12 protein-coding genes, 6 pseudogenes and 1 other annotated feature are annotated in these 22,765 nt (G+C 45.0%); of the genes and pseudogenes, 7 read left to right on the forward strand and 11 right to left on the reverse strand.

Annotated features, from left to right (window positions below):
- Positions 1-21: 21 nt before the first annotated feature.
- Positions 22-978 carry a RepB family plasmid replication initiator protein gene (locus EAS44_RS00005; protein ID WP_202888961.1) on the forward strand — a complete coding sequence of 319 codons (957 nt, stop codon included), beginning with the start codon at positions 22-24 and terminating at the stop codon, positions 976-978.
- Between the two features lie 284 nt (positions 979-1,262).
- Here EAS44_RS00005 and EAS44_RS00010 read toward each other — a convergent pair whose 3' ends face one another.
- From EAS44_RS00010 to EAS44_RS00050, 5 genes and pseudogenes are all read right to left on the reverse strand, one after another.
- The gene (locus EAS44_RS00010; RefSeq protein ID WP_001066953.1) at positions 1,263-2,003 is read right to left on the reverse strand and encodes a tyrosine-type recombinase/integrase; all 741 of its coding nucleotides are present in this window, start codon (positions 2,001-2,003) and stop codon (positions 1,263-1,265) included.
- A gap of 682 nt (positions 2,004-2,685) precedes the next feature.
- Positions 2,686-3,588, reverse strand: coding sequence for an antimicrobial resistance protein Mig-14 (locus tag EAS44_RS00020; RefSeq protein WP_001350955.1), 903 nt, complete (start codon positions 3,586-3,588; stop codon positions 2,686-2,688).
- Positions 3,589-3,656: 68 nt separating this feature from the next.
- Positions 3,657-4,766 carry an SDR family oxidoreductase gene (locus EAS44_RS00025; RefSeq protein WP_000771475.1) on the reverse strand — a complete coding sequence of 370 codons (1,110 nt, stop codon included), beginning with the start codon at positions 4,764-4,766 and terminating at the stop codon, positions 3,657-3,659.
- Between the two features lie 432 nt (positions 4,767-5,198).
- Entirely contained in the window at positions 5,199-6,152 is a 954-nt protein-coding gene (locus tag EAS44_RS00035) for an omptin family outer membrane protease (protein ID WP_000280980.1), read from the reverse strand.
- A gap of 1,252 nt (positions 6,153-7,404) precedes the next feature.
- A pseudogene (locus tag EAS44_RS00050) lies at positions 7,405-7,628 on the reverse strand (integrase core domain-containing protein); the annotation flags it as partial.
- Between the two features lie 138 nt (positions 7,629-7,766).
- Here EAS44_RS00050 and EAS44_RS00055 point away from each other — a divergent pair.
- Positions 7,767-8,980, forward strand: a protein-coding gene (locus EAS44_RS00055) for an IS3 family transposase (RefSeq protein ID WP_182638387.1) whose coding sequence is annotated in 2 segments (ribosomal slippage) — positions 7,767-8,055 and positions 8,055-8,980 — 1,215 coding nt in all. Because the reading frame shifts where the segments join, the coding sequence is not laid out codon by codon here.
- Positions 8,048-8,164: a sequence feature (AL1L pseudoknot), on the forward strand. (Overlaps the previous gene by 117 nt.)
- 147 nt (positions 8,981-9,127) lie before the next feature.
- Here EAS44_RS00055 and EAS44_RS00060 read toward each other — a convergent pair.
- Positions 9,128-9,489, reverse strand: a pseudogene (locus tag EAS44_RS00060) (integrase core domain-containing protein); the annotation flags it as partial.
- An 81-nt stretch (positions 9,490-9,570) separates the two neighbouring features.
- Here EAS44_RS00060 and EAS44_RS25440 point away from each other — a divergent pair.
- The 5 genes and pseudogenes from EAS44_RS25440 to tnpA all read left to right on the forward strand — a co-directional run.
- Positions 9,571-9,839 (forward strand): annotated as a pseudogene (locus tag EAS44_RS25440) (IS3 family transposase); the annotation flags it as partial.
- A 594-nt stretch (positions 9,840-10,433) separates the two neighbouring features.
- A complete protein-coding gene (locus tag EAS44_RS00065; protein ID WP_000928804.1) occupies positions 10,434-11,621 on the forward strand; it encodes an efflux RND transporter periplasmic adaptor subunit in 1,188 nt (395 codons plus the stop codon).
- A complete protein-coding gene (locus tag EAS44_RS00070) occupies positions 11,618-13,558 on the forward strand; it encodes a MacB family efflux pump subunit (protein ID WP_000733252.1) in 1,941 nt (646 codons plus the stop codon). Before EAS44_RS00065 ends, EAS44_RS00070 begins: the two co-directional genes overlap by 4 nt.
- Positions 13,559-13,561: 3 nt before the next feature.
- Positions 13,562-14,932, forward strand: coding sequence for a TolC family protein (locus EAS44_RS00075; protein ID WP_001312828.1), 1,371 nt, complete (start codon positions 13,562-13,564; stop codon positions 14,930-14,932).
- Positions 14,933-15,405: 473 nt separating this feature from the next.
- Positions 15,406-15,600 (forward strand): annotated as a pseudogene (gene tnpA / locus EAS44_RS00085) (IS200/IS605-like element IS200C family transposase); the annotation flags it as partial.
- 128 nt (positions 15,601-15,728) lie between these two features.
- Here tnpA and EAS44_RS00090 read toward each other — a convergent pair.
- The 5 genes and pseudogenes from EAS44_RS00090 to EAS44_RS00120 form a co-directional block, all read right to left on the reverse strand.
- Complete coding sequence (locus EAS44_RS00090; protein ID WP_000974762.1) at positions 15,729-16,670, reverse strand: STM4504/CBY_0614 family protein; 942 nt, start codon at positions 16,668-16,670, stop codon at positions 15,729-15,731.
- A 234-nt stretch (positions 16,671-16,904) separates the two neighbouring features.
- A pseudogene (locus tag EAS44_RS00100) lies at positions 16,905-18,294 on the reverse strand (ISNCY family transposase).
- A 186-nt stretch (positions 18,295-18,480) separates the two neighbouring features.
- Positions 18,481-18,753, reverse strand: a pseudogene (locus EAS44_RS25825) (hypothetical protein); the annotation flags it as partial.
- 177 nt (positions 18,754-18,930) lie between these two features.
- Positions 18,931-20,124 carry a CobW family GTP-binding protein gene (locus EAS44_RS00110; RefSeq protein WP_000450494.1) on the reverse strand — a complete coding sequence of 398 codons (1,194 nt, stop codon included), beginning with the start codon at positions 20,122-20,124 and terminating at the stop codon, positions 18,931-18,933.
- Positions 20,125-21,347: 1,223 nt separating this feature from the next.
- Positions 21,348-22,576 (reverse strand): IS3-like element IS2 family transposase gene (locus tag EAS44_RS00120; protein ID WP_088130945.1). Its coding sequence is split into 2 segments (ribosomal slippage): positions 21,348-22,261 and positions 22,261-22,576, totalling 1,230 coding nucleotides; the frame shifts between segments, so codons are not numbered across the junction.
- Positions 22,577-22,765 lie beyond the last annotated feature (189 nt).

The following is a 22,765-nucleotide window of genomic DNA, read 5'->3' on the forward strand; positions in this document are numbered from 1 at the left end:
GTGGATAAGTCCTCCGGTGAGCTGGTGACACTGACACCAAACAATAACAACACCGTACAACCTGTGGCGCTGATGCGTCTGGGCGTTTTTGTACCGACCCTTAAATCACTGAAGAACAGTAAAAAAAATACACTGTCACGTACTGATGCCACGGAAGAGCTGACACGTCTTTCCCTGGCCCGTGCTGAGGGATTCGATAAGGTTGAGATCACCGGCCCCCGCCTGGATATGGATAATGATTTCAAGACCTGGGTGGGGATCATTCATTCCTTTGCCCGCCATAACGTGATTGGTGACAAAGTTGAACTGCCTTTTGTTGAGTTTGCAAAACTGTGTGGTATACCTTCAAGCCAGTCATCCCGCAGGCTGCGTGAGCGCATCAGCCCTTCCCTGAAGCGCATTGCCGGTACCGTGATTTCGTTTTCCCGTACCGATGAGAAGCACACCCGGGAATATATCACCCATCTGGTACAGTCAGCTTACTACGATACTGAGCGGGATATTGTGCAGTTACAGGCCGATCCCCGCCTGTTTGAACTGTACCAGTTTGACAGAAAAGTCCTTCTCCAGCTTAAGGCGATTAATGCCCTGAAGCGACGGGAGTCCGCCCAGGCACTCTACACCTTTATAGAGAGCCTGCCCCGGGATCCGGCACCGATATCGCTGGCGCGGCTGCGTGCACGCCTCAATCTGAAGTCTCCTGTATTTTCCCAGAACCAGACGGTCAGACGGGCAATGGAGCAGTTGCGCGAGATTGGATATCTTGATTACACGGAGATCCAGCGGGGGCGGACAAAATTCTTCTGTATTCACTACCGGCGTCCCCGGTTAAAAGCGCCGAATGACGAGAGTAAGGAAAATCCGTTGCAACCTTCACCTGCGGAAAAAGTCAGTCCGGAGATGGCGGAGAAGCTTGCCCTGCTTGAGAAACTGGGCATCACGCTGGATGACCTGGAAAAACTCTTCAAATCCCGCTGAACATAAACTGTAGTCAGTGAAGAGCGCTCCTTTACTGACTACAGCTTATATTAACCGGTGCAGTGAGTGGTCTGCTCACTGCAGTTTATATTCTGTTTCCTGCAGTGCTGTCTGTAGCTGAGCTGCCATCTGCCTGTCCCTTACGTAAGTGATCCCGTAACCTGATGCTGAGGCATTGCTCCCTTCATAAAACATGACTTACTCACTACAGCTTATATACATGCTCCAGCTTATGTTATGTCTGTTCTGCTGACCACAGCTTATATAAGGAAGCGCGTATGCCGTCACCTCAGGGGAGGCAGTGTACGCAGGATCTCCGCAGCATCCCGCCCGTCACCTGTGAAAGGCACTGCCAGCGTGGCAGCCATATCCAGTGCAAACACTCTGGTATAAACCTCCATCGAACGTGGATCCCTGTGACCAGCCAGTGCCTGGATGACTTTCCGGGGCTGGCGGTGATAGAGCATGTGCATGATATAGCTGTGCCGGAAGGTGTGTGGTGTGACCGGAATCGAAAAGTGTACTCCGTCAGCTTCGGCCCGTCTGACAGCCTGCTTCAGCCAGTTGCGCATGGTTTCGTCGGTCACGGCCCATAATGGTTCACGACGACGGGGCCGGGTGGTGATCATCCAGCTTTCCATCTGCCTGACATAGCTTATATCTGTCAGCGGAACCAGGCGCACTTCATCTTTTGGCGGGCGTCCGCGTCGCGCACGCACTTTTTCGGACAGGATCCGCACAAACGGTCTTACTCCATTCAGGTCAAATGATTCCGGCGTCAGCATCCGGGCTTCGCCAATACGCATTCCGGTATTCCAGAGGGTGGCGAACAGCATATGGTGACGCTGATCCGGCATATAGAAAAGAAGGGCACTCACTTCCGGGGCCAGCAGGTAGGCCGGTGTGGCCCCCGTGGAAGTGGCCATTCTTCTCAGGGAGAGCGCTGTTGCAAAATCCACCCCCGGCGCAATGGGTAACAGGGAGACGCGTTCTGGTGAATTCTGCAGGGGAATGACATTGTTCATGAGTTATTTTTCACGTAGCACACGCACTGTTTATGGATACAGGTATTCTGACCTGAACGCCCGGATCCTTCCACGACAATAAATCGCAGCGCGCGGATCCTTTTGTTTGATTATCACGCATTATTGCGGGTAAAACCAAATACGTAAAGGCGCATTTTGCCGCTGGGATCCCGTCTTAAGCCAGTCATGGTGCGGGCTGAGGGCTGGTTTACTGTTTTTGGGAGAATTGGGGTAATGCCAGGACAGGCAGAAACGGAGAAAAAATCCTGCAGACGCCCTTAAAAGACAACTGAAAATTTCTGACTCCATATTCCTCTGGTTTCAGACTGCTTAATCACATCATCAACCTGATACATAACAAACAGATTCTGTTCACAGAATGAACAATTAAGTAAATGGTTAGATTATGCGAAAAAGTACAGATATTTCTCACCATCGTTATTGAATAATATGTCTTCACACAAACAATATTAATATTTTGAGTGTAAGCCCTGACTCAAAGAAAGAAATGTCTGTTTTCGGAATCAAAAATATATAGTTATCAAAATACATTAATTTCAAATTTGAAATTAATGTAAAACGATTTAGTAAATGTTATGATATTATAAATCTACTCCTCCATGTTTAGAGGAGTATTTGCAGACTGGACGCTCTTATATAGTTACTTACCTTTATACATATTCTAACATAAGCATTTACCAACCTTACAGGGAACAGACCATAGTAGTTTATATTTCCATTCAGGTCTGAATGCACCGATAGAATATATCATCTTTTTATTATTATCCTGACAATACCTTCGCGCTTTATCTATATTCAGCCACATAAGGACACTTCCCGGACTTAGTTTCATGCAATTCTCATCATTCAGAACTGCACCATTTGGAACGTCATAATAAACATTACATGAGCTTTCAGATTTCAGTACTATATCAATAGCACACGGTTTATTATCCCAGAATAGCACATGGCCAAACATAAGTTCTCGTAAGTGAGAAATAAACATTAACAGATTATCATATTCGTAGCAAGGTAGGGTACCTCCAAACCGGGAATGAAAAAGTGATATATAAGAGCTGGATATTTCTTTATCGGATAACTTGCTTATACACTTAATCTCTCCGCCATTCCTGATAAATCGCTGGATTTCATTTCGGCGAGTTTTTTCAAATTTAGGTGAAAAAGATTCCTTTATAATACAATTTTGTTTTTTTCTGGCTATTTTCCATGTTGCATTGATAATATTTTGTTTATTTATAATTGATAATTTATTAGTTTTATCCGGAAAAAAACATCTTGCATGTGGGGAAAAAGGAATTAATACCTCATCAGATGAAAGAGGATAAGACCTTCTTGCCATTATCCCAATTTGTTTTCCATTGCACAGAAAATATGAGCCTTTGATATCACCATCTTTTTCATAGTGAAAAAAATCAAACTTCCAGTCATGATGTATCATAAAGTATGAAACAACATCCGGATGCATGTTTACACTACCACCGTATTTTTCAAAAGTTTTTTTGTACGTTTCGAATGTAGATGGTTTCCAGGCCGTAATAATGCGCTTTATATTTTTAATTGACAAAGTCATATCCTCGGCGTTTTTATATATTATGAGTGCAACACCAACAATAATTCTGATTATGATAAATATTATTTAAAATCAACTTCCATTTGTTGTTGAATTGAAAGGTGTTTTGTCGTTTCTATACAGTATTTAATATAATCAGTAAACTTTGGCGGTTTAGGCATTCCGATACTCAGTAGCTTGTCGTTACTGAAACAAACATTGAGCATACTGAACGCTCCATATAAACGAATGGCTTTTAACATAAGGCGTTCGTTACAGGGACCAAAAATATTTTTAAAATCATGACGGCTCATTGCCAGTATGTCATAACTGACTTTAGTATATCTGTCTCCAACAGGATCACAGTTCAAAGCACGGGCTACAGCTTCGTCAATAGCAGAGAACGTCACACTACTTTCTTTACCTGCTGATATATGAACAATCTCACCATTAATTAACGAGCTTTCAAGCAACATTAGCAATGCATCAGCACAATAATCTACAGGGATAACATCTATTTTATCATCCAGAGAGCACATAAATTTTTGCAACATTAACCCCATTCTGAATACCCAGAAAATACTGGTTGAAGGTAAGCACCCTAAACGACTGTGGCCAACAATAATTGATGGTCGGGCAACCAACAAAGGTAAATCAGGACACTGCTTACGCATCAGATATTCTATTGTTGCTTTTGAATGCGTATACTCCACTAAATGTTCACCTGTTTCTGATGAAGCAGACTCTTCCTTAACTAGCGACCCCGTATGAGGTGTACAAGACATAGCAGTACCAACATGAAGGAAGCGTTTCAGTCCTGCCACTTTTGCCATTCTTCTTGCAAAAGCAAGTGTACCTGTAACATTCACATTCCATATAAAAGGATTATTACCAAAAGAAGCTATAGCCGCACAGTTTATAACATGAGTGACTTCATCAAGACGAGGATCCATGAGAAAGGCTTCCGGATTATTTAGATCCCCAGGCAAGATGTTATCATTAGTTAATGCATGCAACCTTTCCTCACAAACATTAAATTTACGCATATTTTCTTTAATTCTTTCCAGTCCCGCTTGTGGAGTAGGTGCTCGTACTAAAAGTAGCAAATTTATATTATTACAGTTATCCAGCAGCTTATCCAGGACCGCGCCACCAAGAAATCCTGTTGCACCTGTAAGTAATAATAATTTCATATCTAACCTCTTTTGTTTTCATGTGATCATTATAAAAATAAATTATCTTACATAAACAATGATTAAACAAAATCAAGAGAGATTAAATGTAAAAACAATGTTTATTTTTATACGGCAGAATCCTTCAGGTTATTGCGTGTGTTTTTATTGGATGGTCTTCTTATTATTGACGAGTAATAGAATTATAATAAAGTTCATATTGTTAACATCGCTTATCAATTATTTTTATGTCGATAACACTGTGTCGTTATGCATGAAGAGTGGCAGGGCAGCATCTTTAAAAATACAAGAGTTAACAGAAACACTTTTATCGTTGAGCACATATACCCTCCACATATTATAAAAAATCAAAAGACCACCATCAGAAGTGCTGGCCTTTTGTTTATCATATTTAAAGTGTCATGAAAAAGTTAAAAACAGGCATGCTTCAGGTTAAAAATAATACTTCAGACCAGCTGTGGTCATAAAGTTATAGCTTTCAATGCCTGCACCATTTTTGGTGTGATCAGATATATTCAAATTTCTGGAGTACAGAGAAGTATCACCTTTCTTATTAGTAATACGGTTCCATGTTCCTTCGACATAAACTTTAGCTGCAGGTGTAATATAATAACCAGCATGTAGTGAGACAGAGTAATAGTTCTGATTATTTACATCGCTACGATAGGTGATCCTTTTCTCAGGGTTGTAATGCTCATCATTATCCGATGCCTTCACCCATCCGCTATATTTGAAACTCCCCCCGAACTCAAAGCTATCATACCGATAATTACCGGTTAACCCTATATAGGGCATTTTAAAGTGTTGTTTGTAGCCTATAGCTCTTTCACCATCTGGAAATGATCCCGTTTCATCCCGGAAGCCTCCCTCACTACTATAGATATAAGAGCCTCCTTTTGCTGTAAAGCTATAACGATTTTCCTGGTAACCAGCCATAAGACCTAACTGATAGTCTGGTTGATTCAGGAGCCATCCCTTAATATTCAGGTCGAATTCATTAGCAAAATTTAGACGGGTATTCGGATGTTTACTCTCATCAGTCCAGGTTCCGGGATTGCTCGTATCCAGCCAGTCCCTGTCCACCATATTGCCTCCACGACCAGCTAATGTTGTCCACCCTGAGGCACCGACAGATACTCTGGGTAACAGATCCCAGTTAAATGCCCCCTTGACAATTGGCGCATTACTGTATTTCCAGTCCAGCTGGCTGGCTTTGCGCCCTTTTTCTTCAGGCAGATAAACCCGTTCTTTGGCCTTGCCACTTAAAGTGCCAAAATCAATCTCCGTACTGATTTTCTCCGGTGTAAAAGAAAGCCCAGTATCAGAAGCCAGTGCAGCAAACGCTACAGGAGCTGAGAGTGCAGTAGCAAGAATCTTTAAGTACATAGACAAGTTAACTCCATTCCACTCGTTTGTTTTTGATAAATATTTTTTTATTTACTCGTAGTAGTCAACTGAAAAATGCTGTTTTGTTTAACGTTTGTTTACAATGTGGCCACATGTCGCTTTATTTATTCCCTTTTATGTCAGAATATCAGGGGAGTCAGTCAAACCCGGTATGATTACTGCCCCGGTCATCCATGTTCCAGAAAATATCAGGGCATACAGGGCGCTGGTAACTGCGAATAAGGCCCTGGTCGGACACTTTATGCCGGGAACGTCTGTAACGTGGAAACCGGTACCTTCTTCCTGGGGTTATTTTGTTAACTCTTATCTAAAGGGAGACAAAATGGCCAAATCCTGCGATTATGAAGCAATCAGGGTCTTTATTAGCGTTAATGTCGGCAAATATACCAATAACGCCATTACAGTTAATTATTCAGATAGCGTTTGTGCGACAAGACATTACCATTCGACGAAAATAAACTCAGGTGGTTGATATCAGAAATCAACCGTGGCTCCACCTACAAAAAAAGTTGCTGGTTTATAAATCCCTCCTTTCTGATTAATAAGAAAACTAATAACATATGAGTGTGATTACTTGTTCAGATAAGTTAATTATCTTAGTGATTGATATTTATTTTGTTTCAGTGAAAATGATGCTTTTATTAGAAAATTTATAAATACCAAGTCGGTGGTGTTTATTAGTGTAATGGAGGGGAGTGCGTAAATCGTTCATGTAACACTTCCTTCCAATAATACTTTATAAATCAATAGATGTATGATTACTTATTTCCTGAAATATCATATATATTGCTATATTTCTTAACGAGATATTCTTATTTTATTGATAATTGCATCTCTTTTATTTAATGTAAAGCTTTCTTATTAATCTTCTAATGTATTGCAAAATGGTAGATGCTGAGTAATCAACAGACTTGTATGTAAAGTCAAGATTAACGTTGCTAAAGCACGCATCAATTTTCTGATAAAAGGATGGGGTTGTTTTTTTCGATAAAAAAAATTCTTGTCTAACCACTGGTGAAATAAGATTATTATTACCCCGAATTAATACTGAGCCTAACAATAGAATACAAAAAAAACAAAATGCTTTAAATAAGGGGAGCACTATAAGTTATCCTCTTTACTTTATGCTTACCAACTCATTTATGTTGCTTTATAACATAACCCATCTTGCGTTGTAAACAGACTCGTTTTAGTTCCATGCACCTTTTGAGATCGTGACCAAATAATGGCGTTAGTGATGTTCTTCCAGTGTCATATGGTTAAGTAGTTGATATGGCGTTCACTGTTATATTCTGACAACCAGTTTGCCGCCAGTTCCCGCTTTTCATCCAGCGTTCTGAACAGACAAAAACCGAGTATTTTTGTTCGGTATGTCCGGTTAAAACTCTCGATAAAAGCGTTCTGCGCCAACTTACCTGATTGGGTAATCTCCAGTTTTACTACATGTTTTTCTGCGCATTACGTCCGTGTTGGATAAAAAAAATCCTGGCCATAATCTATGCGAATCATAGCTGGATAGACATGGTTTTCCGCAATCCTTGAACCGCCCCGGGAATCCTGGAGACTAAACTCCCTGAGAAAGAGGTAAACAGGATGACTAAAAATACTCGTTTTTCCCCCGAAGTCCGTCAGAGGGCGATTCGTATGGTTCTGGAAAGTCAGGGCGAATATGACTCACAGTGGGCGGCAATTTGTTCCATTGCCCCAAAGATTGGCTGTACACCGGAGACTCTGCGTGTCTGGGTACGCCAGCATGAGCGGGATACCGGAGGCGGTGATGGCGGGCTCACCACCGCTGAACGTCAGCGTCTGAAAGAGCTGGAACGTGAAAATCGTGAACTGCGCCGCAGTAACGATATCCTTCGCCAGGCTTCCGCTTATTTTGCGAAGGCGGAGTTCGACCGCCTCTGGAAAAAATGATGCCACTGCTGGATAAGCTGCGTGAGCAGTACGGGGTCGGACCGCTATGCAGCGAACTGCATATTGCCCCGTCAACGTATTACCACTGTCAGCAACAGCGACATCATCCGGATAAACGCAGTGCCCGTGCGCAGCGCGATGACTGGCTGAAGAAAGAGATACAGCGCGTATACGATGAAAATCACAAGGTATACGGTGTGCGTAAAGTCTGGCGTCAGTTGTTACGGGAAGGTATCAGAGTGGCCAGATGCACTGTGGCACGTCTCATGGCGGTTATGGGACTTGCCGGTGTTCTCCGTGGTAAAAAGGTCCGTACGACCATCAGCCGGAAAGCCGTTGTCGCAGGCGACCGCGTAAACCGTCAGTTCGTGGCAGAACGTCCTGACCAGTTGTGGGTGGCTGATTCTACTTACGTCAGCACATGGCAGGGGGTCGTCTATGTGGCGTTCATCATTGATGTGTTTGCCGGATACATCGTGGGGTGGCGGGTCTCATCGTCTATGGAAACGACATTTGTGCTGGATGCTCTGGAGCAGGCGTTATGGGCCCGTCGACCGTCCGGCACAGTCCATCACAGTGATAAAGGTTCTCAGTATGTATCGCTGGCCTACACACAGCGGCTTAAGGAAGCCGGATTACTGGCATCAACAGGAAGTACAGGCGACTCGTATGACAACGCGATGGCGGAGAGCATCAATGGCCTTTACAAAGCGGAGGTAATACACCGTAAGAGCTGGAAAAACCGTGCAGAAGTGGAACTGGCCACACTCACGTGGGTGGACTGGTATAACAATCGACGATTGCTGGAAAGGCTGGGCCATACTCCTCCGGCAGAAGCAGAAAAAGCTTATTATGCTTCCATCGGAAACGATGATCTGGCAGCCTGAGTTCACAGATAAAACACTCTCCAGGAAACCCGGGGCGGTTCACCTACAGAGTACCGCTACCACTTGTGAAGCTGGCAGATTCAGATTGTTTTCAATCGACAACGCCTCATAGTTAAAGTCATCAACGACATTGAACGTGTGAAGTGGTCAACAAAAACTGGCCACCGAGTTAGAGTTTTTCCAGTATCGATTTTCCGATTCGTTTGGGGATAACCCACCGTTATATTCGTGCGGTCTTAGTGCGCTGTAATATCCAACGATATAGACCGTTATGGCGTGAGCGGCCTCGCAGAAGCTTCGTAACCCACCACCGGCATCCATTCGTTCTTCAGACTCCTGAAGAAGCGTTCCATTGGGCTGTTATCCCAGCAGTTTCCGCGCCGGCTCATACTCTGCCTGATCTGGTATCGCCACAATAACTGCCGGAACTGCCTGCTCGTATCGCTGTGGAACATCACCCCGCCGGGCTTACCCGTCCAGATATAGGTCACATCACCGCACCACACCTGTATAGCGGCGTAATCCCCAAAAACGATGCTGGTTGTCAGTAAACAAGCCATGAATGACAGTCGTTCCTGAAATCATAAGACCTGGAGGAGTGTATGCTCCGTCGCAGTAATTACCACGATACGCTTGCAGAATTTTTTCCAGTTACTGAAGCGTGAACGGATAAAGAAAAAGCTCTTCGGAACGCGGGAAAACGCCTCCAACGATATTTTTGAACATCGAAATGTTTTATAACAATAAGCGTCGGCATGGTTCCTGCGAACAGATGTCAACAATAGAATATAAAAACAATTATTATCAACAACTTGGAAGGAGTAAGACTACCCGTGGCGATTCAATATTAGATCATTGATGGAGATATAAATGGCTCACTTTTTATCGGTTGTTGACGATACGTTTATCAAGTATACATGAAAATTTCTTCATACCAGCTATATGAGACGTTAAGACTAATAATCTTACTCCCAAAATGACTATGTTGTTGCAGTTTGGTTTATTGACTCTTGTCTATAGTTCACCGAATGCCAAGATGAGGGAGCGAGGAACTTTACTGTCTACGCCTCTCTTCCTGGTTACAAAGACAAGCGTAAAACTCACCATCCATTAGAACTAAAGGCACTTTCCTGAGCAGAGTTTTCATCTGCAAGATAAAAGCTATTTTACAGCCGTAAAGTCCAGTGAAACGAAAGAGAGGTTAGTGAATTAATTACTTGATGTATTAAAGTATAATGGGCGTAGATAACACCTTAATACGAAATCTTGTCAGGCTTTCCCGGTAATTAGTAATACTGTTGAAACAAAGCGAGAGGGGGTTAGCCCAATTTACGCAAATAAATAATAATCTTGATTATGATTAATTCCAAATAAGTATATTTTTCCAGTAGATGCTGGGCATTAACTAAGAAAACCCAGAATACCACTTTCATTGTTATGGAAAACATGGACAATGTTAATGAAATATATTTCTCACCGCGCCATCATTTGTACCTTGACACTGTTGATCATTATTATCACCGTTTTGTTCACCTTTCTGAGAAGCTCTGATGTGCCAGAATATATTACTGCCCCGGTGCGCAAAGGCGATATAGAAAATTCTGTTCTGGCGACAGGCCGTATTGATGCAATTGAACGGGTAAACGTAGGGGCACAGGTATCAGGGCAATTAAAATCACTGAAAGTGAAACAGGGCGACCATGTGACTAAAGGGCAGTTGATTGCCGAAATTGACGACCTACCTCAGTGTAACGATTTGCGTAATGCCGAAGCTGCACTCAACGAAGTGAAAGCAGAACTTCAATCCAAGCAGGCGCTCCTGAAACAGGCTGAACTGCGTTTTAAACGCCAGCTCCGGATGCTAAGAGAAAATGCCAGCTCACACGAAGATTTTGAGTCTGCGGAGGCAATGCTTGCGACCACTCGCGCTGAATTACATTCTCTGAATGCCAAACTGGTCCAGGCACAGATAGAAGTAGATAAGAAAAAGCTTGCCCTTGAATATACGCGAGTCGTAGCGCCAATGGATGGAATTGTTATTGCCATTGTCACTCAGCAAGGGCAAACCGTTAACTCAAACCAGAGTGCCCCAACAATTATTAAACTCGCTCGTCTGGATGTCATGACCATTAAAGCACAGATCTCCGAGGCTGATATAACCCGTATTTCTGTGGGGCAAAAAGCCCGCTTCTCTATCTTCTCCGAACCGGACAAGCACTACAGCGCAACACTGCGTGCCGTTGAACTGGCACCAGAATCGGTAATGAAAGATGACTCTCTCGCCAGCAACACTTCAGCATCAGGCTCCGGAACTTCAAATGCGTCCGTTTATTACAATGCTCTATTCGATGTGCCTAACCCAGAAAATCGACTTCGTATTGCCATGACTGCTCAGGTTACCCTGATTACTGATGAAGCCCAAAATACACTGCTGGTACCCATTCAGGCAGTGCACAGAAATGAGGGGAAGAAGCAACAGGTCCTGGTGCTGGCAGCAGATGGCAGGCTGGAACCCCGGAATGTGAAAACTGGTATCACGAACAGCGTGGATATTCAGATCCTCGAAGGTTTAAATGTCGGAGAAAATGTCGTGCTGTCGCTGCCGGATAAGAAAGAGCCCGAAGAAAGGATTATGCTGTGAAAAAACTTATTGAGTTAAAAGGGGTTAGCCGAACTTATGGCAACGGAGATCAAACGCGGACCGTCCTGAAAAATGTCGATTTGACAATCGTTGCTGGAGAAATGGTGGCAATCATTGGAGTCTCTGGCTCAGGCAAATCAACCTTAATGAACATAATGGGTTGCCTTGACGTACCCAATAGAGGTGATTACTACATCGACGGACAAAATGCCGCCTGTCTTTCACCCGATGAGCTGGCTAGAGTGCGCCGGGAACACATTGGCTTTATATTCCAGCGCTACCATTTGATACCTGATCTTAGCGCACTTGGTAACGTGGAGATCCCGGCCATTTACGCCAACAGCGAACGCGACAGCCGTCGGCAACGTGCAACGGCGTTGCTGGGCAGACTGGGACTGGAAGGACGTGAGCATCATAAACCTTGCGAACTTTCAGGCGGTCAGCAGCAACGCGTCAGTATTGCCCGAGCACTGATCAACGGTGGAAAGATAATTTTGGCGGATGAGCCAACTGGTGCTCTGGATTCGCAATCCGGGCAAGAAGTGTTAGCCATTCTGAATGAACTTAATCGACGTGGTCATACTGTAGTAATGGTGACCCACGATATGAAGGTCGCCCGGCACGCAAAGCGAATCATTGAGCTGTGTGATGGCGAAATCATCGCTGATAGTGGAGGTTGCGTATCTGCGACGGAAACACTACCAAAAACCAACAGAATCCGGCAAAGCTATTGGAAAACACTGCTCGATCGAACGCGTGAATCGATGCAAATGGCGCTAAAAGCGATGAAGACGCATCGCTTACGCACCACGCTTACCATGATCGGGATTGTTTTTGGTATCGCCTCCGTTGTCACTGTTGTGGCATTGGGTGAAGGAGCCAGGCAAGAAACACTGGAAGAGATTAAAAGTCTGGGGACAAACGTGGTCAGCATTTATCCCGGGCAGGATTTGTTCGATGACAGCATTGAGAGTATTAGAACATTGGTACCTGCTGACGCAAATGCACTGGCGAAGCAAGGGTTTATCGATAGCGTCAGCCCGGAAGTTAGCGCTTCAGACAACATTCGTTTTCTGGGTAAATCTGCGATAGCGTCCATTAACGGCGTTGGGCGGGAACATTTCCGGGTAAAAGGTATTGAGTTGTTGCAAGGGACTACTTTTAGAGACGATCGCAACGCTCTACAGGAAGTTATTATCGATGAGAATACTCGTAAGGCCATTTTCGACAACACAGGGTTACAGGCTCTGGGGCAAATAGTCTTTCTTGGTTCTGTACCAGCACGAGTGGTTGGCATCGCTAAAAGTAACAACCGTAGTGATGCATCAAATCGCATTACTGTGTGGATGCCTTACAGCACGGTGATGTACCGTATTGTGGGTAAACCAGTTCTGACCGGTATTAGCGTCAGGCTAAAAGACAATGTGGATAACGAGGCTGCAATCAGCGCTATCTCCCAACTATTAACCCGGCGTCACGGCATAAAAGACTTCCAGCTTTATAACTTTGAACAAATAAGAAAGTCTATCGAACACACCTCAATGACCTTCAGTATTTTAATTCTTATGGTCGCATGTATCTCACTAATGATCGGCAGTATCGGGGTGATGAACATCATGTTGATTTCTGTAACGGAACGAACTCATGAAATTGGCGTACGAATGGCGGTTGGCGCGAGACGCAGCGACATTATGCAACAGTTTATTATTGAGGCCGTATTGGTTTGCCTGATTGGTGGCGCACTCGGTATTGCACTGTCGTATATCACAGGTGCGCTCTTTAACGCTCTGGCGGACGGGATATTCGCAGCTATATATTCGTGGCAGGCTGCTGTTGCTGCATTTTTTTGCTCAACCTTAATCGGCATAATCTTCGGGTATCTCCCAGCCCGCAAGGCAGCAAGGATGGACCCGGTTATTTCACTGGCCAGCGAATAATATATGAAAATTTTATCATCGTTGACTTTATGCCTTATCACCGCACTCTGTTCAGGTTGCACAAACGTGCTGAAAAGTGACTATCGCGCTCCCGAAGTGAACTATCCCATCAACTGGACCAAGGGCGATGTGGACGGAAATACATCCCCGTTTGACTGGGAAGAATTTAACGATCCTAATCTCGATAACTGGCTTCACCTGGTGATGACAAGTAATAACGACATAGCTATAGCTGCACTGCGGATACATCGGGCGCAGCTGGATGCGGAAAGAACAGGTATCACCAATACTCCTGCACTAAAGGCGGCACTGAGTATGGACGGAAAAAAACAGCTGAATAACTCGTCCGGCTGGGCAAAAAGCGGTTCTGCCAGCCTTGGCACCAGCTATGAGCTGGATCTCTGGGGAAAAATTGCCCGTCAGCGTGATGTTGCTGAGTGGGCAGTCCATGCCAGTGAAGAAGATTTTCGCTCCGCGCGCCTGATGCTGCTTTCAGAGGCCAGCAATAATTACTGGCGTATCGGTTTTGTAAATCAACAAATTACCACCCTCCAGCAGAGTATTGACTATGCAAAAGAGACGCTGCGTCTGGCCGAGGTTCGCTATCGTGCAGGAAATATCTCGTCGCTGGATGTGATTGACGCGCAGCAAAACCTGCTCACGCAAGAGAACCAGCTTACAGGGCTACAACGAGAACATTCACAGCTACTCAATCAGCAGGCCGTTTTGCTCGGCACCGTGCCCGGTTGCCAGATAGTCGAGCCCACAACGCTGCCAAAAGGAAGCCTGCCTAAGGTCAATGCGAATATTCCTGCCAGCATACTGATGCGCCGGCCTGACATAAGTGCTAAAGAGTGGCAGTTGCGTGAGGCGCTAGCTACGGTTGATATCAAGCGTAGCGAATATTACCCCACCTTCAACCTGACAGGCGCTTTGGGTACCAGCAGCGCTTCGCTACTGGCATTACTGCATAATCCGGTCGGTTCCGTAGGCGCTAACCTGACGCTACCGTTCCTGGAGTGGCGACAGCGGGACATAGAGGTAAAAATTGCCCGTAACGATTACGAACAGCGAGTGCTGGAGTTTAAACAGCTACTTTATAAGGCAATGAGCAGTATAGAGGACGCGCTTTCATTTCGTAACCAGTTGCTGCTTCAGGAGACAAGACTCAGGGAAGAACTGGAACTTGCACGTAAGTCAGAGTGGTTAAACGAAGTTCGTTACCGGCATGGTGCAGTACGTATTTCATTCTGGCTTGATGCTCAGGAAAAACGTCGTCAGGCGGAGCTGCGACTGGATGAAAACCGCTTCAATCAGTTGCAGAATCTAGCAAAAATTTATCTTGAGTTTGGCGGGGCATCAACCTTTCCTTAAGTCTAATTGGGGACAACCAGGAGCAATAAGGAGTGAAAAATAGCCACAGCTGAAAACACCATAGCCATTGACATTTGAGCTTTACCTGCTCTTGAAAACAAAAAATCACTGTTAAGCGCAATGCTATTCACTTCAGCAGAGCAGTATTGCGTGTCACGAGCATGTTTACCATTCTGTGTAAATATCTTTTCTTAAAAGTGATCATCAAAGCAGTCATCAAACTCGATAAATATCCACCGGCATAGCGTAATGCCGAGCAATTAAGGATCAATTGACCGCTCCTTAAACTGCGGCACTATAACGGCTTCTACAACAGGGAGCCGTTTTCTTGTGCATAGAAAACCCCCAGCTAGGCTGGGGGTTCCGGAAAGCTTTCAGCTTTGAGCCAGTTATTAAAACCCCTTTTGATTTGTTAAAACACCTTGCGGTCTGGCAACTGCAAGTGTCAAACAAGAAATCAAAAGGGGGTCCCAATGGGGAACGAAAAGAGCTTAGCGCACACCCGATGGAACTGTAAATATCACATAGTATTTGCGCCAAAATACCGAAGACAGGTGTTCTACAGAGAGAAGCGTAGAGCAATAGGCTGTATTTTGAGAAAGCTGTGTGAGTGGAAAAGTGTACGGATTCTGGAAGCTGAATGCTGTGCAGATCATATCCATATGCTACAATGTTTGTCAAAGCTCAGTGAAAATGTCTAATCACTGGCTCATTATAAATGTCCATATATTGAAAAGGCCGCTGCGAAAATCCCTCCCGCAGCGGCCTCTTTAGCATAACGTCATTATGCGAACCATCACTTAATGTTCTTCTCGCATTTTAAGAGAAATAGTAAATTTGTAGCAGTAAGATGAAGCATATAGCTTACCAATTCTTCCGGAACCTCTTTAATATCAGCTCCTTGCCCATGACCTGCATTTTTGTTTCTGATGGTTGGAATTCCTGTTTCCAGCATTGTTTTCAGACTTGTGAACTGGCTTTGTAAATATGCCGGAATTAAATTTTGACTTAAACAGCTATTTATTAGTTTTGATGCTGTATCATTAGGACTATATTTCCAGTTATTCTTATCATGTATTGCTTTCATTATACTTTCAAATGATTTCAGACAATCATTTAGACATTCTTTATAACGCTTATGCCTGTAATGCTCATGCGCAGCAAGGAATTCATCATTGGCGCCTTCAAACAAGGGTTCTCCACTTAAAAGAATCAGGGTTGGCTTTACGACATCAGCATGAATCAATTGAGAGTCTATCCTTATTATCTCTTCAGATTCAAACTGATAACCAACCCCATGTTCTCTAAACCTTTCATTTAGTTCAATAACTGCATCTCCAGGACTTTGACTTGTTATGTCTTTGAATTCATAATGGTTTTTCGCAACGTGGCTCACTAGTATCTGGAAGCATATTTCTATGAAATCTAGGCATTTCTCTGTATTTCTCTCTTTAAGGAAAAAGTCGACAAGAGCGTCAAAGTCATTCTTTGCAAATTCCTTCAAAGAAAAAACACCATATTCCTTAGAAAGTATCTCATGGATATATGCATATACTTTGTCAGCTTCATTTCTATACGATGTGTAGCGTTCATTAGAAGAGGGGAAGCCGATAGAATCAGTTATTATTTTAATTATTTGCACCCTGAGTGCATGTGGAATATTGTTATATTGATATACGTCATTTACTTCGCCACGAATTTTTCTTTGTCTCTTAGAATAAATATTAATAATTGCCATGAAATAGCCTCAAGATTTTTTTACATGCTGTTCTGTGATACTTGCTGTTTGGCTCTTTGCACCGCGAAGCGGTTCGGGGTTCTGTGACACCCGAATTTTACCTCGGTTTCCTTTGTATATAATATCATTGAAGTTATTTGCATTTCTCAGAAATCTTCTCTGGCTTTGATTGCAATAGCCGAAAGATAGCGCACACATCGCCGTTGGTCAGTTAGTACGAGGTTTCCGCCAAGTTCACCTTTTACCAAAGATGGCCTCAGAGCTTCCCTGAAGCTTTATCATGGCTTCAAGTAGGTCATCTTCGTTCAGTGAGCGCTGAGATTTGTTGATGCTAGGGGCGTGCCGTCTGCGGGAAGGCTCATCACCAGAACAAGGTAACGATTGTGAGCGATTATTGTCCCGTTTTCTCTGGACCTGACGGGCAACATCCAACACATGGCCAAGTCTCTTGTTATCTACAATGGCGACGGGATCAACCTCAGAAAGCCGGTCATAGGTGGAGTAGGGCAGCAGCACGCCATTTAGTCGCAGCTCCTTATGTCCGTCAGGATAATGCCAGACATCAATATACTTGCCGATGGCTCTTCGACTGTACTCGTTGTCCTCAATCAGATAGAGCATTTTATCGTATTGTACAGTCAGATTTTTTGATACCCGGCGAGGCTCTCGCTAGGTAAATTCTGCATCAAGGTCATCGTCTAATGCCTGCGGCCGGTGCGCGTTAAAATCATGCAAGGGTTCTTTGGCAAAGCGCCGGTTATAATCCTTCTGCAAATGCATTGGCCGCTTCTATTGTACAGATCCCCTTAAGCCTGAGCTCCTTAACGAGTCGGTCCTGAAGTGTCAAATGAGCACGTTCAACGCGGCCTTTTGCCTGGCTGGTTTCAGCACACAAAGGAGTAATATTAAGGCAGCGCATGGCCCTGGCAAACTGGGTTTCGCCGGGGCCGGTGGTGGCGTGCTTATTATTGACTCTGAATACGCTGGCTTTATCGCTGTAGAGGATCATCGGTTTACCGTATTTCTCGATATAGCCACGTGTAGCTTCAAAATAGGTAAATGTGGACTCAGATTTCACAAACAGCAGGTGCATCAGGCGACTGGTGGCATCGTCAACATAGACCAGGGCAGAACAGGGTCGACCCCGGTTTTCAAACCAGTGGTGGTCGCAGCCATCAATTTGTATCAGCTCGCCAGTACAAGGACGCCGGTAACGAGGCTGATGAATTTTCGGTGCGCGTTGTCTGCGGGGAATCCAGAGTCCGGCCTTTATCATGAGACGTCGGATGGTTTCCTTTCCAAGGACCAGACCGTGAACTTCCTCCAGCTTTTCCCGCGCTAGCGTGGGGCCAAAATCACGGTAGTGCTCCCGGATTATACTGAGTGCCTGATCTGTCAGTGACGCTGGCAACAGACGGTTACCAGTGCGGCCACGACTCTGGTTGTTCATGCCAAGCGGCCCATACTGGCGATAACGTTTGAGCAGACGGCTGCAATGACGTGGCGTGATGCCCAGCATTTCGGCAGCCTGTCCAGGACGGATATTGCGATCGATGACATCCTGAAGGATTTTGAGGCGATTGATTTCTTTCACGGTGAACATTCCGGCGTCATTTATAGCCATAGAAAACTCCTCATCAGGAAAAAGTGAGTCGTTGTCTAGACATAGGGATCTGAGAAACTATAGCCTGGACATTCCTAATGAGCCACAAATAGACATTAGCATTGAGCCTCTACAATGTTTGTGCGCACAATCTATCTTATGTTAAATAACATTGAATATTAACTTACTTCATGAAGCTTACTGCTTCTATTTCCACTTCTTTTTCTTATTAATCGCTCCCCTAATCCACGCATTCATCTGCTCTACAGGCTCTAAAATATTTTTTCTGAGTACTGAGCACAAACTGCTCCATAAAAAACAGACCACAAGTTTGGGCATGATACTGATGTAGTCACGTTTTATTGTTTTCATGAAGCTCTCTGCTATTCCATTACTCACCGGACTCCGCACCGCCGTGTTCTTCGATTTAAGTCCCAACATCCGAGCGAACTGGCGTGTTTCATTAACCCGGTAGTCAGAGTCAGCGGTCGAAAGACCTCCCAGGTAGCTACTCTGCATACCCACTATAATGCAACTATTCTCGTGACGTGTGTTTCAGCTCTCCCCCGGCTATGATACGAGATGGTATGGAGAGCCCTTCTGGGGCCACTGCCTGCACCAGATGCAACAGGAAGCCTGATATGAATGCAATTTCTGTCAGGACAGGCGGGTAACTTTCTGTGGCCATGGATCAGGGAATACTCCACCCGACATCCACCACTGAATTTCTTCTTCAGTCAACAAGCAAAGGGATAAGGCATGTGTAAAATCATTAACTTCAGTGGCATTGCCAATGATAGTCAACTGACAGCAGCGATCGCCAAATCGCCCAGAGGCTGTGTCGATGTGTCGCTGTAGCGCTGAACGTTCTTCACGAGTTAAATTATTGTCAGTATGTTCCAGTACTCCAGCTTTCCAGTAGCCAATGAGCGCCAGACTGATGCTTCCTGCTGACTGATTCCAGAGCAGGGCAAGATCATCTCTCCCGGGGAGCCAAAAAAAACCTTTACTGCGATAAACGCCCATGCCCATAAAGCGGTGACAGGTATCCCATAATCTTTGCGGATGGAATGGCCTGTCGTCCCTGATGACGCGCCATATAAGTTCCTCATTGTTGCACGGAGTATCCATGTTTCCTACAAGTGCTTCCAGTTCACTGATGAGTAACTCAACACGGTCAAAATTGTAGTCCGGGATCGCCAGTAATGTGCTCAGTTCAATATTTCCCCATGATACCGCGAGCACATCCACGGAGGGGTTAAGTGGGTGTATGGCTTTTGCCACAGCGGAGATAATGTCAAAGGGCAGGCGGTCATTTCTGGTCAGCAGCAGCCTGTTGCAGAACATGATTTGCTCGGCCAGCAAATTCTCCAGGCCGCGTTTGTTATGCCGGAGATTTTCCTGAAGAGTGGGGATCAGTTTTTTCCCATCATTGTAATCTTCATGGAGCATGACAGTATCAACGAGTGTTAAAAACGCCTTCAGGCGTACACGTGAATGGCGACGCAGGTATTTGACCAGAGGAAGCGGATGACTGCTTCCGGAGGTTTCAATCAGCATCACATCCGGCTTGTTGTGATCAAGCAGGTGGTTAATTGCGAGATCCATCTTTTTGAGGCCTGCGGGGCTGCTGATGCTGTCTGCGGTGATACTTACGAAATTATTGTCTTTTGCATCTACAATATCTGTGTTGGCGATCAGCACGCCGTCCACATCCAGTTCGCTCATGTCATTGACTATGACAGAGACTGAAAGCTGTTTTTCGTGTGCCTGTATGAGCAGGTTTTTCAGCAGAGTGGTTTTCCCTGCGCCGAGGAAGCCATTGAGAATGATGACAGATGTTGTTTCCATATCAGCAGTACACCAGTTAGTTAGCGAGGAAGGCGCTTGGTGGTACAAAGAGCATCCGGATTGAATCGCATAACGTCGACGGGAGTTGTTGTCGTTTTTCCTGTGAGGTCTCAACCTGCCACAGAACGCACCGGACTTATTGGTATTTAGTCTCCATCAGCATAATTATCACCATTTTTATCTCCGGGGGAAGATTTGTTCTGAACAGGAGTGGGAGGTGTGACCTCCTGAAAGTAATTACAGATTGCTAGTTGTTGTATTTTTATTCGAATATGTCTCTTCGTATCAGTGATAGCACCTAGATAAAGTATATTCCGGGAGCGTTATCTGTTCTAGATATCAGAGAGTCAGTCATTTGTAAAAAAGAGAGCTGCATCATTCTATTTTTCCTGTCTATTCACCCTGTTGTCGTATCTAAAAGACATCCGTTCCGAGGATGTCGGGCACCCGTTCTGTACTAAGATACATAGCTTTTGGGTCTGCACTATTTGGAACCGACAGAAGTCTGTCTGTGATATCCGCATTTTTCTGTGTGCGATATATTCCGAAAAACTTCAAACCACTTAAAAGAGGTGTTTCCGGAGGATAAGTTCGACCAGGGAATAGTGTTTCCTGGTAAGTGTGGCGGAGCCAGTTCACCAGGAGTATCTTTCTTATCCAGTTATACTGGATTTTATTAGATGATCACCCTACCCTGCAGCAGTACGCTGACGGTGTTTTTTTGGGAGAACCATTATGAATAACGTCATCTTTGATTGGTATTTATCTAGGCAAAAATTCATTCAACGTCCACTGCCAAGATGCAACAGGCAGAGTCCTTAACTGTCAGAATCCAAGTGCTCGAAATTATTCGAATTCCTTACTAATTCCTCCTACACAACTATTGTTATGGAAGCTTGCGAAGATGCTCACTATATGGCACGGAAATTTTCGGAAATGCGTCATAAAACAAAGCTAATACCTCCTCATTTTGTCCAACCCTTCGTTAAAATTAATAAAAATGATTTCTTTGAGGCTGAAACCATATGTGAAGTTACATCAAGCCATCAATGAGATTTGTAGCATTAGGAGCTGAATCCCAGCAGAGGATTCCACTTTTCATCCGTCGTTGACAATGGCCTTGAAAAACGCCGTTACTCACCGTTCTCCTTCACGGTAATACGCAGTTATAGTTGCAGAGCAATGTAATGGATCTTTTATATTAAGAAATTGTGGATTTGCCCCTATATTTCCAGACATCTGTTATCACTTAACCCATTACAAGCCCGCTGCCGCAGATATTCCCGTGGCGAGCGATAACCCAGCGCACTATGCGGATGCCATTCGTTATAATGCTCGAACGCCTCTGCAAGGTTCTTTGCTGCCGTTAACCCGTCTGGTTTGGGCATGATACTGATGTAGTCACGCTTTATCGTTTTCACGAAGCTCTCTGCTATGCCGTTACTCTCCGGACTCCGCATCGCCGTGTTCTTCGGTTCAAGCCCCAACATCCGGGCAAACTGCCGTGTTTCATTAGCCCGGTAGCATGAACCATTATCCGTCAGCCACTCTACTGGAGACGCCGGAAGCTCGTTGCCGAAGCGGCGTTCCACCGCTCCCAGCATGACGTCCTGTACTGTTTCACTGTTGAAGCCGCCCGTAGTAACCGCCCAGTGCAGTGCCTCACGGTCACAGCAGTCCAGCGCGAACGTGACTCGCAGTTTTTCTCCGTTATCACAGCGGAACTCGAACCCGTCAGAGCACCATCGCTGATTACTTTCTTTCACAGCCACTCTGCCTGTATGTGCCCGTTTCGATGGCGGTACAGCAGGTTTTCGCTCAAGCAACAGCGCATTCTGGCGCATGATCCGGTAAACACGTTTGGCATTGATCGCAGGCATACCATCAAGTTCTGCCTGTCTGCGAAGCAGCGCCCATACCCGACGATAACCATACGTGGGCAGCTCTCCGATAACATGGTGTATACGGAGAAGCACATCCGTATCATCAGTGTGACGACTGCGGCGGCCATCCATCCAGTCATCGGTTCGTCTGAGAATGACGTGCAACTGCGCACGCGACACCCGGAGACAACGGCTGACTAAGCTTACTCCCCATCCCCGGGCAATAAGGGCGCGTGCGCTATCCACTTTTTTGCCCGTCCATATTCAACGGCTTCTTTGAGGAGTTCATTTTCCATCGTTTTCTTGCCGAGCAGGCGCTGGAGTTCTTTAATCTGCTTCATGGCGGCAGCAAGTTCAGAGGCAGGAACAACCTGTTCTCCGGCGGCGACAGCAGTAAGACTTCCTTCCTGGTATTGCTTACACCAGAGAAATAACTGGCTGGCTGCTACACCATGTTGCCGGGCAACGAGGGAGACCGTCATCCCCGGTTCAAAGCTCTGCTGAACAATTGCGATCTTTTCCTGTGTGGTACGCCGTCTGCGTTTCTCCGGCCCTAAGACATCAATCATCTGTTCTCCAATGACTAGTCTAAAAACTAGTATTAAGACTATCACTTATTTAAGTGATACTGGTTGTCTGGAGATTCAGGGGGCCAGTCTAAGGTGCACGAATCCTAGAGGCAGAATGTTTCTCCACATGCTTGTGGAGAAACCGCCGCATTTTGCCCGTTCTGTACGATACACCGTAGCCAGAGATAA

The organism is Escherichia coli DSM 30083 = JCM 1649 = ATCC 11775 (assembly GCF_003697165.2).
Classification (GTDB): Bacteria; Pseudomonadota; Gammaproteobacteria; order Enterobacterales; family Enterobacteriaceae; genus Escherichia; species Escherichia coli.